The sequence below is a fragment of the Epilithonimonas sp. KH_059 genome, from assembly GCF_057838485.1.
Map to the genome: position 1 here is coordinate 2,044,965 of NZ_CM174468.1, position 13,990 is coordinate 2,058,954.

Annotated in this window: 15 protein-coding genes and 1 riboswitch; of the genes, 7 read left to right on the forward strand and 8 right to left on the reverse strand. The window is 42.2% G+C overall.

Going from position 1 to position 13,990, the window contains the following annotated elements; all coding sequences use genetic code 11:
* Positions 1–15 precede the first annotated feature (15 nt).
* Both AC3IRX_RS09665 and hemL read left to right on the forward strand, forming a co-directional pair.
* Positions 16–1,065: a glucosaminidase domain-containing protein gene (locus AC3IRX_RS09665; protein WP_489210028.1), complete on the forward strand. Its 1,050-nt coding sequence runs from the start codon at positions 16–18 to the stop codon at positions 1,063–1,065.
* 70 nt (positions 1,066–1,135) lie between these two features.
* A complete protein-coding gene (gene hemL, locus AC3IRX_RS09670) occupies positions 1,136–2,416 on the forward strand; it encodes a glutamate-1-semialdehyde 2,1-aminomutase (protein ID WP_489210030.1) in 1,281 nt (426 codons plus the stop codon).
* 2 nt (positions 2,417–2,418) lie between these two features.
* On the opposite strand, the gene AC3IRX_RS09675 is transcribed toward hemL, so the two are convergent.
* A complete protein-coding gene (locus AC3IRX_RS09675) occupies positions 2,419–2,691 on the reverse strand; it encodes a DUF2752 domain-containing protein (RefSeq protein ID WP_489210032.1) in 273 nt (90 codons plus the stop codon).
* Complete coding sequence (gene namA, locus AC3IRX_RS09680) at positions 2,688–3,740, reverse strand: NADPH dehydrogenase NamA (protein ID WP_489210034.1); 1,053 nt, start codon at positions 3,738–3,740, stop codon at positions 2,688–2,690. The genes AC3IRX_RS09675 and namA overlap by 4 nt, the downstream gene beginning before the upstream one ends.
* 121 nt (positions 3,741–3,861) lie before the next feature.
* Between namA and cdd the strand changes: the two genes are divergently transcribed.
* Positions 3,862–4,344: a cytidine deaminase gene (gene cdd / locus AC3IRX_RS09685; protein WP_489210036.1), complete on the forward strand. Its 483-nt coding sequence runs from the start codon at positions 3,862–3,864 to the stop codon at positions 4,342–4,344.
* Positions 4,345–4,358: 14 nt separating this feature from the next.
* Positions 4,359–4,540: riboswitch (cobalamin riboswitch) on the forward strand.
* A 102-nt stretch (positions 4,541–4,642) separates the two neighbouring features.
* Entirely contained in the window at positions 4,643–6,553 is a 1,911-nt protein-coding gene (locus AC3IRX_RS09690) for a TonB-dependent receptor plug domain-containing protein (RefSeq protein WP_489210038.1), read from the forward strand.
* A gap of 60 nt (positions 6,554–6,613) precedes the next feature.
* Here the strand turns inward: AC3IRX_RS09690 and AC3IRX_RS09695 are convergent, their stop codons facing one another.
* From AC3IRX_RS09695 to gldC, 5 genes are all read right to left on the reverse strand, one after another.
* A complete protein-coding gene (locus AC3IRX_RS09695) occupies positions 6,614–8,035 on the reverse strand; it encodes a CCA tRNA nucleotidyltransferase (protein ID WP_489210040.1) in 1,422 nt (473 codons plus the stop codon).
* A 92-nt stretch (positions 8,036–8,127) separates the two neighbouring features.
* Positions 8,128–8,676 carry an L-threonylcarbamoyladenylate synthase gene (locus tag AC3IRX_RS09700; RefSeq protein WP_489210041.1) on the reverse strand — a complete coding sequence of 183 codons (549 nt, stop codon included), beginning with the start codon at positions 8,674–8,676 and terminating at the stop codon, positions 8,128–8,130.
* Complete coding sequence (locus tag AC3IRX_RS09705) at positions 8,664–9,179, reverse strand: DinB family protein (protein WP_489210043.1); 516 nt, start codon at positions 9,177–9,179, stop codon at positions 8,664–8,666. The genes AC3IRX_RS09700 and AC3IRX_RS09705 overlap by 13 nt, the downstream gene beginning before the upstream one ends.
* A gap of 48 nt (positions 9,180–9,227) precedes the next feature.
* Positions 9,228–10,373 (reverse strand): cystathionine gamma-synthase, encoded by a 1,146-nt coding sequence (locus AC3IRX_RS09710; RefSeq protein WP_489210045.1) that lies wholly within the window; start codon positions 10,371–10,373, stop codon positions 9,228–9,230.
* Between the two features lie 6 nt (positions 10,374–10,379).
* Positions 10,380–10,706, reverse strand: coding sequence for a gliding motility protein GldC (gene gldC, locus AC3IRX_RS09715; protein ID WP_489210047.1), 327 nt, complete (start codon positions 10,704–10,706; stop codon positions 10,380–10,382).
* A 270-nt stretch (positions 10,707–10,976) separates the two neighbouring features.
* Between gldC and nadE the strand changes: the two genes are divergently transcribed.
* From nadE to AC3IRX_RS09730, 3 genes are read left to right on the forward strand one after another with little or no spacing between them, the layout of a single operon-like run.
* Positions 10,977–11,765: an NAD(+) synthase gene (gene nadE / locus AC3IRX_RS09720; protein WP_489210048.1), complete on the forward strand. Its 789-nt coding sequence runs from the start codon at positions 10,977–10,979 to the stop codon at positions 11,763–11,765.
* 13 nt (positions 11,766–11,778) lie between these two features.
* Positions 11,779–12,315, forward strand: coding sequence for a ribonuclease domain-containing protein (locus AC3IRX_RS09725; protein WP_489210049.1), 537 nt, complete (start codon positions 11,779–11,781; stop codon positions 12,313–12,315).
* Between the two features lie 21 nt (positions 12,316–12,336).
* Positions 12,337–12,630, forward strand: a complete 294-nt coding sequence (locus tag AC3IRX_RS09730; RefSeq protein ID WP_489210050.1) for a barstar family protein — start codon at positions 12,337–12,339, stop codon at positions 12,628–12,630.
* 155 nt (positions 12,631–12,785) lie between these two features.
* On the opposite strand, the gene AC3IRX_RS09735 is transcribed toward AC3IRX_RS09730, so the two are convergent.
* A complete protein-coding gene (locus AC3IRX_RS09735; RefSeq protein ID WP_489210051.1) occupies positions 12,786–13,946 on the reverse strand; it encodes a hypothetical protein in 1,161 nt (386 codons plus the stop codon).
* Between the last annotated feature and the right edge of the window lie 44 nt (positions 13,947–13,990).

The window sequence follows — 13,990 nt, forward strand, 5'->3', positions numbered from 1 at the left end:
TTAAATAGATAAGACATGAAAAAGAGCTTGGTTGCTTTTACGCTTTTACTAATTACATTTTTGAGTGGTCAAAGTTGGAAGACAGAAGATCAGTACATCCAGAAATTCGCTCCCTATGCGGTGGAGGAAATGGAGAAGTATCAAATTCCCGCTTCGATTACCTTGGCTCAAGGTCTATTAGAGACCGGAGGAGGCCAGAGCCGTCTCGCGCAAATGGGAAACAATCATTTTGGAATTAAATGCAAGGAAGAGTGGACTGGGAAAACCATGTCCCATACGGACGATGCGCCAAACGAATGCTTTCGAGTGTATGAAGATCCGCGTGAATCCTACGAAGATCATTCTAAATTTTTACGATTTCGAAAATACTATCAGAATCTCTTCACGTTAGACATGCAAGATTACAAAGCATGGGCCCATGGACTTAAAAAAGCAGGGTACGCAACGAATCCTAGGTATGCTTACATTTTAATTGATAAGATTGAAAAATTAAAACTGTACGAATTTGATCGCACAAGTTCGAAAGAGACTTACTTTACACTTCTAAAGTTGTATCCTGAACTTCGAGAAGATAAGATTTTCATGGCACAATTGGATCAAACCAATGCGAAAGCGGAGCCTGTCACCTTAACGGTGCCTTATAAGCAAGTTTCTTATGCGCAAAGAGTGGAGGAGGTCCAAGAGTTGCGCTCGGAAGCGGAACTCCTTCAAGGAATTCTCATTAAAACCCATCCCAATTCTCGAAAGAAATTTATAATCATTCCCGCCACAACTACAGTAGCCTTTATCAGTAATAAATTTAATATTGGAGAGAAGCAGATTATGAAATGGAACGAGCTTTCTGGTCCAGAGTTACAGAAAAACGATGTTTTGTTCCTGGAAGCCAAATCTTCCAAAGCCTTAGTTGCAACCTACGAGGCTCAAGTGGGTGAAACCATGCATGACATCGCTCAGAAGTTTGGCGTGAAGCTCTCCCAACTTTATTCTAAAAATCGAATGTCTTACGGCCAGCAGCCCCGAGTAGGCCAGCTGATTTATCTCCAAAAGCGTAAGCCGAGACGCTAAGTCTCCTTCTAATTTCGTAAATTTGCAGACCTTGAACGAAGAAGATTTTTCGTTCTTAAATTGATTTATTATGGTATACCAAAGAAGTTCAGAACTCTTCGATGAGGCGAAAAAATATATTCCGGGCGGGGTGAATTCTCCTGTACGTGCCTTCAAATCCGTAGGGGGTGTTCCTGTGTTTATGAAGTCGGCGAAGGGAGCCTATTTAACAGACGAAGACAACCGAGTTTATATTGATTATATTAATTCTTGGGGACCTGCAATTCTAGGGCATACCCATCCAAAAGTTTTAGAAGCGATTCAACAGCAGGCGGAAAGTGGTTTTTCCTTTGGTACTCCCACCGAGCTAGAAACCCAAATCGCGAAATTAATCGTATCCAAAGTACCCAATATAGACCAAGTTCGTATGGTTTCTTCAGGGACGGAGGCTTGCATGAGCGCCGTGAGGTTAGCTCGAGGATATACGGGGAGAGATAAAATTGTAAAATTTGAAGGATGTTACCACGGTCATTCAGATTCCTTCCTAATTAAAGCAGGAAGTGGAGCTGCGACCTTCGGGAATCCGAATTCTCCAGGCGTGACGAAAGGAACAGCAAAGGACACTCTGCTTGCAAAGTATAATGACTTAGAAGGCGTAAAGTCACTTTTTGAAAAAGAAGGAAGCGATATTGCCGCAATCATTATTGAACCGGTAGCGGGGAATATGGGTTGTGTTGTACCCGAAGACAATTTCTTGCAAGCCCTTAGAGACCTGTGCGACCATCACGGTGCACTTTTGATTTTTGATGAAGTAATGACAGGCTTTCGTCTTGCTTTCGGAGGCGCGCAAGAGGTTTTTGGCGTTCGCGCAGACCTAGTCACGTTTGGAAAAGTAATAGGAGGAGGAATGCCGGTGGGCGCTTTCGCAGGACCTAATAAAATAATGGATCATCTTGCACCTAAGGGTGCCGTTTATCAGGCCGGTACGTTAAGTGGGAACCCTTTAGCGATGAGAGCTGGATTAGTGACTTTAGAACAAATTTTGGGTGACGAGAAGTTTTATACAAGAATTAACCGAACAGCTGAAATTTTAGACCGTGAAATAGCTATTATTTTAAATGAAAAAGGAATCTCGCATCTGATCAACCGCAAAGGCTCTATGATGTCTTTGTTCTTTGAAACCTCAGAGGTGAAAGATTTTGATGAGGCCGCCCAAGCGAATCACGAGATGTTCAATGAATTCTTTCACCATCTATTGAGCCACGGCATTTATTTACCACCGAGTGGTTTTGAAACCTGGTTTATTTCCGATGCGATTAAAGAACAAGAACTTGAAAAAACATTAGAGGTCATCAGTAAGTTTAAATCATAAACTTAGATTAGGTAATAAGATCCTACAATAAGGACTACATTAAGGATCACAAGGGGAAGCAGCAGGTTTTGCAGCTTCCTCTTTTTTGTTATGACAAACAAAAGAAACACGAGCCCAAGTAGTAGAAGAGTAGGGAGCGCGGGATAGGTGCGAAACGATTCGGCAAATTCTCCTTTCCAAAGTAAAGCCAGGGCAGTCTGCGCTCCACAGCCATAGCACTCAATGCCTAGGTAGGTTCTATAGGGACAGCTCCAGAAAAAATCTTCTAATTTCATCTTCGTTTAGCTCGTTCGTATTGGACTGGAAAACTGTAGTTTTCATTGTGCTCCATGGCCGTTTGGCTTGCAAGATAAGGGTTTCGAAGGATTTCTCGACCTACAAAAATAAGGTCTGCTTTGTCTTGGGTTAAAATCTCTTCTGCTTGCATTGCATCGTGAATAAGTCCCACAGCTCCTGTTTTGATCGATGCCTCGCTTCGAATGGCTTCTGCAAAGGGTACCTGGTAAGAATCAAAAACGGAAATTCTAGCTCCCTGAATATTGCCACCGCTTGAGACATCAATTAAATCCACCCCTTTCGTTTTCAGAATTTTGGAAAGGGCAATACTTTGCGCTACATCCCAACCATCTTGCGCATATTCATCCGCAGATAGCCGAACAAGAAGGGGATGCTCCTGATCTAGCAAAGGAGTGATTTGGTCGATAATTTCAAGTAGGAAACGAATTCGGTTCTCAAAGGAGCCACCGTACTGATCCGATCTTTGATTGGACAAAGGCGAGAGGAATTGATGAATCAAATATCCATGAGCTCCGTGAATTTCGAGAAGATCAAACCCCGCGTCAAGCGCACGCTCTGCAGCCTTTTTAAAGGCCTGAACGATTTCTTTAATCTCCTGCTCATTTAGTTCGTGTGGGGTTTGTTCCGAGTCTTTATAGGGAATTTGAGAAGGTGCCACAGGGGTCCAGCCCTCGGAAGGAGCCAATTGAACACCTTCCCAAGTGGAGGCTTTTCTTCCTGCATGCGCAAGTTGGATGCCTACTTTTGAATTCGAATTTTTATGAATAAAAGAAACGATTTTTTCTAGCTCTACTTTTTGTTTGTCGTTCCAAAGCCCAAGGCATTTGTGAGTTATCCTACCTTCTGGCACAACGCCGGTCGCCTCCATAATTAGAAGTCCTGTACCGCCCATGGCTCTAGATCCGTAATGAACGAAATGGAAATCATTAGGCACTCCGTTCTCACAACTGTACATGCACATGGGAGACATCACCCAGCGATTTTCCAATTCTAAATTTCGTAGCTTTAAGGGAGTAAAAAGTTTCATTCGTACTGTTTTTTGATTGTATAAGATGTAAAATTAACCTTTTTTCGTTCATTAACCTAGGCTCAGGCTTTGCACTCGGAGAAAAAGTCCTACATTTACTCCCACTTTATAGATGTTTTAGATGAACAAAGAATTGACCATCGACTTTGAATATTTCGATTCCATTGAGCAGTTAGATGCGATGGAACAGAAACTTTACAAAGCGGCCCAAAAAGCTCGCGAAAACGCGTATGCCCCTTATTCTAAATTCCTAGTGGGCTGTGCACTTTTACTCGAAAATGGAGAGATTGTTTTGGGAAATAACCAAGAGAATGCTGCGTATCCCTCTGGCCTTTGTGCAGAACGTACAGCCATCTTTTGGACTTCGGCAAACTATCCGAGTGAAAAAATTCTTAAATTGTTTGTCATTGGCGGTCCTGAAAGATCTGTAGAAAATCCTGTACTTGCCCCTCCATGCGGCGCTTGTCGACAAAGCATTCTTGAATATGAAAGCAAGCAAGAAAAAGAGATTGAAGTGTATTTTGCGTCCACGACTGGAGAGGTTTGCAAAACACGTTCTATTCGGGATTTGCTTCCGTTTTCTTTTGACTCTAGCTTCCTATAATTTTTTAGAGTAAGACTCTTTCTTTATTCGTATCTTCGCCCCGTTCTTAGAACAGGGAATGGTGTGCAATTCACCAACTGTCCCCGCAACTGTAAATCACCGTCGTCTAATTTTTAGAAGAGCCATTTTTACATCCCGTAAGGAGAAGGCCTAAAAATGTGAAAGTCAGGAAACCTATCTACGAGCACTTGAATTATTAACGCTTTCGGAGGAAAAGCCTGAATATCCCTTGCATTACGGCAAAGGACTTAGACTTTATTTTTTCCGGTAAGTAAACTTTAACCAAAATTTTTCAATTATGAGAAAACGATTAATTTTTGTTGGAGCGCTGCTTGTCGTACAATCAGTAGTGCACGCCCAACAACAACCCTCACTTGGAGAAATTCAAGAGGTAACGATTGCAGGTAAACAGAAGCAGCAGCTTTATGCTACCGGTAAAAATGTGACGCTTTTAACTTCCCAAGATTTACAGCGCTTTAAAGGAAGTGACTTAAGCGAAGTTCTTCAAAGTGTGAGCGGCATTCAACTCACCGGCGCCTCAAACAATTCGCAAGAACCCAAATTCCCAAAAGTGCGAGGAGGTAAACTTGCCAATGTACTCATTCTAATCGATGGAGTACCCCTAAAAGATGTGACAGGAAACGACTATACCGCTACGGATCTTCGTCTGATTCCTTTGGAGTCCATAGAAAGTATCGAAGTTCTTAACGGGTCTTCTTCCGTTCTGTATGGATCGAATGCGACCGTGTCGGTTATTAATGTTCGAACGCTTAAAAGCACTCAGAAAAAATTGCAGGCAGTCGCAGGTTTAAAAGGAGGTTCATTTGGTCATTTTGGTCAACAACTAGCCCTTCGTGGGAAACTAGGCGCTTGGAGCTACAATCTCAATGGAACAAATGAGAAACAGGACGGACTTTCTTCTGCAAAAGGAGAGGGGTTTGATAAGGATGGGAGCGAAAGACAAAGTCTAGGGGCTCGAATCGGCTATGACACAGATTCTTTTGGATTCTATGCGCAAGGGAATATGTCCCATCATTTCCACGAGGATGATCAGGGCGCCTTTTCAGACGGCAAAGGAAGAGGAGACGACTCCCAGAAATTCGTAGGTGTTGGAGGGTATTACAACTACAAAGGCGGACAACTCGTGCTCAATTCACGTTTGTCAGACTCTGATAGAACAATTCAGAATTGGAATTCAGACCACTACCGTGATGAATATTTTTACGGAGGTGAGAATACTTTTACAGAGCTTTTAAACCACTATACATTTAATGAGCACATTTCACTAAGTGCAGGGATTTCCTACGAGACGCAAAAGATGGAATCCAAAGCTCTTCCGTGGGGCGGGGAATCAATGGAAGAAGTCCTTGTTCTGAAAGATACGAAGGTTTCGAATTTTGATGTCTTTGCCAATGCCAATTTAAATTGGGGGGTGCTCCATTTGGACTTAGGTGCTCGAAACACCCACCATTCTGAGTTTGGAAATCATTTGGTCTACAGCATTAATCCGTTTGTCCTCAAAGAATTTGGTCCAAACTATTATAAAATAGGCTATTCCTACGCCAGTGCATTCATTGCACCCACGCTTTATCAATTTTATGGAAGCTTACCCTATACAGTAGAAAACAAAGAACTCGTACCGGAAACCAATTCCACGCACGAAGTGAATTTTAGCGTAGGTCGCAAGGACCAGTCTCTTGTTTTAAACGGGTCTTTCTTTTTGCGTAACGAACAAGATGTTTTCGCCTACGTGAACAATCCTGATTTCACAGGGAAATTTATTAATGTGAATGAAAACAAGGTGAAGGGATTTGAATTGGGATTTGACTCCAGATGGCAACAGAAATGGAGACTAGGTGCCAATTTCAGTTTTGTTGAGAAAGACAATGAGCTTACTCGTTTGCGTCAACCGAAACAGAGGGTGAATTCCTATATACAGTACGATCCTTTTGAAAGCACTTCACTTGCTCTTTCGCATCAATTCGTTTCTTCCCGCAGCGACTCCTACTGGGATGATCAAAGTGCAAGTGTGAAAGATGTGAATTTGGAAAGCTACCACGTGTTTCGTTTAAGCGCGAATCAGAAAATCACGAAGGCCTTACAAGCGAATCTAAATATTGGAAATCTTTTTAATAAGTCCTACACGGACGTTGCAGGCTACACGACGCTTCCTCGTCATTACATGCTAGGGGTTGAATATCAATTCTAAGAAGTAAAAAAGAAGAACAAAAAACCGCCAGAATCAAATGATTTGGCGGTTTTGTTTGTTTTATTTCTGTTTTAGATTTAGTTTTTCGGCTTCCTTAATCACGTAGGAAATCGCCTGAGATCTTTCATTTTCAATTTCGCCCTCTAAAATCGCTTCTTTGACTTTTTCCTTCAGAATTCCAATTTCTCGTCCGGGTGAAAGGTTGAAAAGTGCCATGATTTCTTCTCCGGAAACAGGGGGTTGAAAATTTCGAACCTGGTCTTTCTCTTCTACTTCTTTAATTTTGCTAGCCACGTAATCAAAATTCTTTTTAAAGTTTCGCTGTTTTTTCGAATTTTTGGTGGTGATATCGGCTTTGCATAAAGTGAATAAATCCTCCATGTCTTCGCCCGCATCAAATAGCAAACGTCTAAGGGCACTGTCAGACGTATCGTCGGTAACCAGCGAAATCGGTCGAGAGGATAGTTTGACAAGTTTTTGTACATATTTCATGTCTGAGCCCAGTGGAAGTTTAAGTCTTTGAAAGAGCGTTCTTACCATTTTTGAACCTAGATACTCATGGCCATGAAAAGTCCAGCCTATTCCATCGACAAATTTTTTTGTGGGGGCTTTTCCGACATCGTGGAACAGAGCGGCATAGCGCAAATATAAATTCTCTGTGAAAAGCGAAATGTTGTCCACCACCTCAAGGGTATGGTAGAAGTTGTCTTTATGGGTTTGCCCCTCGATTTCTTCCACTCCTTTCAGCGCAACAAGTTCGGGAATAATTAGGTTTAATAATCCCGTTTCTTCCATAAGGCGTAGGCCGAGGGAAGGTTTCTGTGAAAGCATTATTTTATTGAATTCCACCATGACCCTTTCCATCGAGACGATTTTTATTCGCTCTGCTTGCGTCGTAATAGCTGCTAGGGATTTGGGTTCGATCGTGAAATTCAAGGTAGAAGCAAATCGGAGCGCACGCATCATTCGAAGGGGGTCGTCGCTGTAAGTTTGCTCAGGTTCTAACGGGGTTCGAAGGATTTTGTTTTCAAGATCTTCAATGCCAAAGAAAGGATCAATGAGCTCTCCGAAAGACTCGGGGTTAAGCGAGATTGCCATGGCGTTGATGGTGAAGTCGCGACGCATCTGATCGTCTTTTAAACTGCCAGACTCGACATTGGGATTGCGGCTGTTTTCCGTATAGCTTTCCTTTCTTGCGCCAACAAACTCAAGTTCAAGCCCGTTATGCTTGAACATAGCCGTTCCATAGGTTTTAAAAAGGGAAACCTTTAAATTGGGTCCAAGTTCCGAGGCCACGGCCGTCGCAAGCTCTAAACCAGAGCCTTCCGTCACAAAATCAATATCTGTAGGCGTGTCTCTTTTTAATAAGAGATCGCGCACATAGCCTCCCACAATGTAAGCGGATTGGCCCCTTTGCTCGGAGATTTGCGAGATCGTTTTGAAAAGCTTAAAATTTTTATTTTGTACTAAATTGAGTTTCATATTGACAAAAATCCTTGGATTTAGTAAGGATAATGGGGTCACCAGGCATGGAAAAGTTCCCTTGCGGGCAAAGATACGAATCCTTTAGAAAATTACTCACGTATCACGTGGATTCGATTGTCACTCCAGATGCGAATGATGGAAGAACCTGAAAACGTAGAAACGCGATCTTGGTCCTGATTTACAACAAAGTCAACATTAGAGACAATGTCTTTATGTATGTCTGAAAACTGCAGAGGACTTTTGTCGCCACTTAAATTGGCTGAAGTGGAAACCAAAGGGCAATTGAGTTTGGAGATTAGCTTTTTTAAATAGGGCTCTTTAGTTAATCGAATCCCTATGCTCCCATCAGGTGCCAAAAGCTCTTTTGGAAGGCCCCTAGGCTGGTCGTAGACTAGAGTGAGTGGTTTCTCCGCAAGATCGATGAGGTCCCAAGCCATGGAGGGTACTTCCACAAGGTCCATTAATCTTTTCTCGTTTTCTACAAGGATAATCATGGATTTACTCTGTTCTCTAGACTTGATCTCGTAGATGCGAAGAATGGCTTCTAGGCTAGTAGCTTTGCAGCCTAAACCCCAAATCGTATCGGTGGGGTAAAGAATGACCCCGTCGTTATTTAAAACCTCAATTACTTGTTCCATGGTGCCTTTTGAAAATAGCGAGTTTTAAGAATTTCAAGATGATGCAAATGATGGCCTAACAGGAGTTTGCCAAGTTGTTCCACTTGAATTTCGTGACCGTTTGCCACGCCGGAAAAGTGCAGACTTTCTTTTGGAAGCCCTTGAAAAAATAGAAAAGTAGACTTTCGTACACACTTAAATTCTTCTAGCATCTCAGAAAGAGGGCGAGCGTTTGCGGCCGCATTTTGGGCGTACAGTTCCTCGTCCCATCCTTGCAGTGGCTGCGTATCCTTACGTGAAAAGCGTAGGGCACGGTAAAGGAAAATCCTTTCGGCATCCATAAGATGTTGCAAGACTTCTTTGATACTCCATTTTCCCTCTTGGTATTGAAACAAGGCCTGCTGCTCGGATAGAGGACTAAGCAGGTCTAGCGTTTTTTGTTTAGAAAGAAGGAGTTCCTGCTGCCAATTTTCGCTGGAGATTAAAGAAATGTAGTGCTCTAAATACTGAGTAAAGTCTGTCATGGTACTAAAATTAGATTAAAAAAGAACGGCAAGGCCGTTCTTTTTACTTTAAAAGGATAAAGCGTTTTCTAAGTCGCTTAGCAAATCGTCTGCATCTTCAATACCGACACTTAGTCGTACGAGATCGTCCGTAATCCCTAATTCTTGTCTTTTTTCTGCAGGAATCGAAGCATGGGTCATCGTGCTAGGGTGGTTGGCAAGAGATTCCACACCGCCAAGACTTTCTGCTAGGGTGAAAACCTTGACAGATTCTAAAAATTTCACCGCCTGCTGCCTGTCATTGGATTTAAAAGTAAAGGAGACCATTCCGCCAAAGCCATTCATTTGTTTTTGGGCAAGATCGTACTGAGGATTTGATTTCAGTCCTGGGTAAAATACTTTACCTACTTTGGGATGCTGCGCTAAGAATTCGGCGACTTTCATTCCGTTTTCGCTATGACGCTCCATTCTAAGAGAAAGCGTTTTGATTCCTCGCAAAACTAAATAGGAATCATGTGGTCCTAAAATTCCTCCGCTTGCAAATTGGATGAAATGCAATTCTTCTCCAAGCTCTTTGGTCTTGGTAATTAAAGCTCCAGCGATGACATCAGAGTGCCCTCCTAGATACTTGGTCGCTGAGTGCATTACGATATCGGCACCCAGATCAAGTGGGCGCTGAATGTAAGGCGTAGCAAAGGTATTGTCCACGGCCACCAAAATGTTTTTGCCTTTCACAAGATCGGCCACTTTTTTAATGTCCACTAACTTCATTAGCGGATTGGTAGGGGTTTCGAGCCAAATAAGCTTTGTGTTTTCTTGAATCGCGGAGTCCAAATTCTCTGCGTTCTCGAAGCTTACAAAGGAAAACTCTAGTTGGTATTTAGAAAACAATCTTGTAAACAAGCGATAAGTACCGCCGTATAAATCGTCCACTGCCACAATGTGATCGCCTGGATTTAACAGTTTTAAAACGGCATCGATAGCGGCAAGACCTGAGCCGAAGGCTAGACCCGTGTGGCCATTTTCAATGCTCGCAAGAGAATCTTCTAAGGCCTGTCTTGTGGGATTTGCGCCTCGTGAGTATTCATATCCTGCTTTTAATTTTCCAGGGGTTTGTTGGGCAAAAGTTGAGGTTAAGAAAACGGGGACATTCACTGACCCAGTATGCGGTTCATGCTGTTGACCACCATGAATAACTTTGGTATTAAATTTCATCTTTCTTTACATTTTAATTGCTGATTTGTTGGCGAATTCTTCGGCCATTTCTTCCATCCATGCGGCTACGTCTTCTTCACCAGAAGCTCTCGAATACGTACTAGATAGTGAAATTAGAACCTGATGGATAAACATCTTCATCTGATCTAGCGGCATGTCTTTCGTCCACAGGTCGATTCGTAAAGCCTCCATTGTACGATCGTCCCAAACTGAGATCATTGTAGCTTTGGTCGGCTGTTTTTCAACTCCGCCGTCTTGGGCATTCCATAAGATGGATTCCGGAACATTGTTTTCGTCTAGTTCTACATCAAGTGTGATTTGCGTCTTTTTCATTTTATTAAAATTCTCTGCTAAGCATTTGCTTAGGGATTAATGAGAGTAAGTGGGTTTGCTAGGGAAATGTGGATTTTTTACTTCTGTCCCTTCGTTTGATCAAAAGGAAAATCAAGAATCTAGAGATTCAAAATTTTCGATTAAAAAAAACAGGACATCCCACCCAATCTCTGCATGTCATTCATTATCTTTACCACGTAATTAATTTACAAAATTAAGTAAAATAAAAGGACTTGCCTCGTCGCGGAGTTCGAAGTTCAAATAAAAAAGATGCAAAGCGAAAAAATAATTAATCGGATCGTGGACTGGCTAAAACAGTACGCTCTTAATGCAGGGGTTAAAGGCTATGTGGTGGGTATTTCAGGGGGAGTGGACTCCGCCGTGGTTTCTGCGCTTTGCGCAAGAACGGGACTTGAACTTTTGCTTTTAGAAATGCCCATTCGTCAGAAAGAGTCTGAAGTCAATCGAGCTTGGGAGCATATAGAAGATCTTAAGAAGAAATATAGCCATGTGCAAGCCTTAAAAGTGGACATAACCGATCCCTTTGAGAATTTGGAGGGCACGCTTGAATCGAATCTTCCTGTAAGCGACAACCGCCTAGCCCTAGCCAATACCCGGTCAAGGTTAAGAATGCTAACGCTTTACTACTACGGACAGACCCAAGGGCTACTCGTCTGTGGTACAGGAAACAAAGTGGAAGATTTTGGCATCGGTTTTTATACCAAATACGGAGATGGAGGGGTGGATGTTTCTCCCATAGGAGACCTTTATAAAACAGAAGTCTACAACTTGGCGCGAGAATTGGATTTGGTAGATTCAATTCAAAATGCCATTCCCACCGATGGGCTCTGGGACGTGGAGCGTACCGACGAGGACCAAATTGGAGCTACTTACAAGGAGCTTGAAGCTATTCAAAAAGAATGGGGAGAAAAGACGCAAGACGATTATCAGGGACGAATGCTCGAAGTCTACCAGATTTTTAAGCGCATGAATTCACAAGCGCAACATAAAATGAATCCAATTCCTGTTTGCGATATCCCAGAACAGTGGAGAGATTAAAATAAATTGACAAATGAAATCAGATCGAAATAAAAAAATACTGTTTTTCTTTATCGGAGCCATGACGATGTTCATTGCCCTGTTTTTTATCAATTCTGGAGATTTCCGAGATCTTACAGGCCAAAGCAGTGGGACGGTAATTGTGCCGGGCGCAAGCCCACAGCAAATTGATCCTGTTCAAAGCGCGAAGGAAAATAAGGATGTCGTTTTAAAATCCAATGAGGACATAAAGGAATTAACCCGGCAGGACGTCGTGATTTCGTATGTGAAAGAAAATGGGCAGCTGCCCTCTTATTATCTCACGAAATCGCAAGCAAAACAAAAAGGGTGGATTGCGAGCGAAGGAAACCTTTGTGAAGTTTTGCCTGGACAGGCCATTGGAGGAGATATATTTGGCAATCGCGAAAAACTCTTGCCGATTGAAAACACCTATATGGAAGCAGATGTAAACTACAACTGTGGCCAAAGAGGGAAGGATCGGATTGTCTTTACCAAGAAAGGCGAGGTTTGGTTAAGCAAAGACCATTACAAATCATTTCAAAAACATTAAGCCTAAAATCTTTTTTAAGTTATGGACACAAACCTAGTCTTTATCGACTTCAGTATCATTGGAGAGGAAAGTGAATTCTATAGTCAACTGAAGGAAAAACTAACGCTTCCGGATTATTTTGGGGACAATTTAGATGCACTCCATGATTCCATTTTAGGCGATGTAAAGCTTCCTCTTCACATTGAATTTGTCAACATGAGTGTCGACCAGCTCGAGACCTTTGAAGGACTTATTGAAACGCTTGAAGACCTGGAGGAGGAAGTCGATGACTTCGAGTTTTCCTATTTTTTAGAGCAGTATTCGGACGAAGACTAAATTCTAAAATAATTTTTTTTCAGTTTAGAATAGAGGGAAGATCGAAAGGGTTTTCCCTATTTGTTTTGCCTTTCAATTGATCCCTAATATAAAATACACAAAAAAAGCCGCCGGATTTCTCCAACGGCTAAACCATTTGAATTATAACAGTTTGATTAGAGTCCAGCCCAACCGGTAGCCCAAGTTGGTGTTGCAGAACCTGCACCTGCGCCTGTTGCGCTTGCGTTCACGCCAATGGTTAATGCAGGAATATCCACAGATTCTTTAGCTGTATTTTTAGCAGTAGCTTCTGTTTCAATGTTCACATATTTTACGTTGGTAATTTTGTTACCTCCTAGGAAATGACTTAGCGTAGAGTCGTGTTCAAAATTGAATCCTGTGCTCCATCCGTCTAGTACGATGTTGTCAAAGGTTCCATGAGTACCCACTCTTAATTTAATACCGTCAGATTCTCCAACGCCTGCATAGCCAATAAAGGTTGCATTTTTGATGGTAGGATTTGATCTTGGATCCGCATCGTTGTTGTTAGAGTTGTTGTCCGCTTCAATCCCACGGTTTCCGATTTTGTCAGCTCTTCTTTTGGTATAGATACCTGTAGCCGTACCGTTCCATCCTTCTGTCCAGTCAAAGGCATCGTCCTCGTTGTAAACAGAGACAATATTGGATACATTCACAGTTCCTCCGAAGAATTCGATTCCATCATCAGATCCGTTGATTAAAGATACGTTGTCGATTTTGGTTCCGTTACCTACTCCGAAAAGAGAAAGTCCGTTAAATTCTTTTTCAGGACTAAATAAAGCACCTGCATATTCGATTCTCACATAGGTTAAAGAACCTGAGTTATCCGAAGCATTCGTTCCTCCGTACTGTGTATTTCCTACTTCTGCCGTAGCTGTAGTACCTTTGTTGATTGGAGCTCTACCGCTTAAAACGATACCTCCCCAGCTTCCTGGTGTTTTTGCATTTGAAGTGAAGACAATCGGTTGGGTCGCTGTACCGTTTGCGAAAATTTGTCCTCCTTGCTCAACCGTTAGGTAAGCTGCAGTTCCAGCGGTTGCATTAAACTGAGTTCCCGCAGGAATTACAAGCTTTCCACCTTCTTTTACGTGAATAGCTCCTGTAATTGTATACGTTTTGCTGGCGTCTAGCGTTACTGTTTCTCCTGATTTAACTTCTCCTTTAAAATCATTTGGATTCGTTGCGATCCCTGTTGGGGGAGCGATTACAGGATCGTTTGAATTGTCACAAGATTGAAGTGCAAGACCTGAGGCAATTAGTACACCAAGGGTCCATACTTTTAGTTGATTCTTTTTCATTACTTTAAAATTTTGATTTATTAATTACTTGTTTGATTGATTGT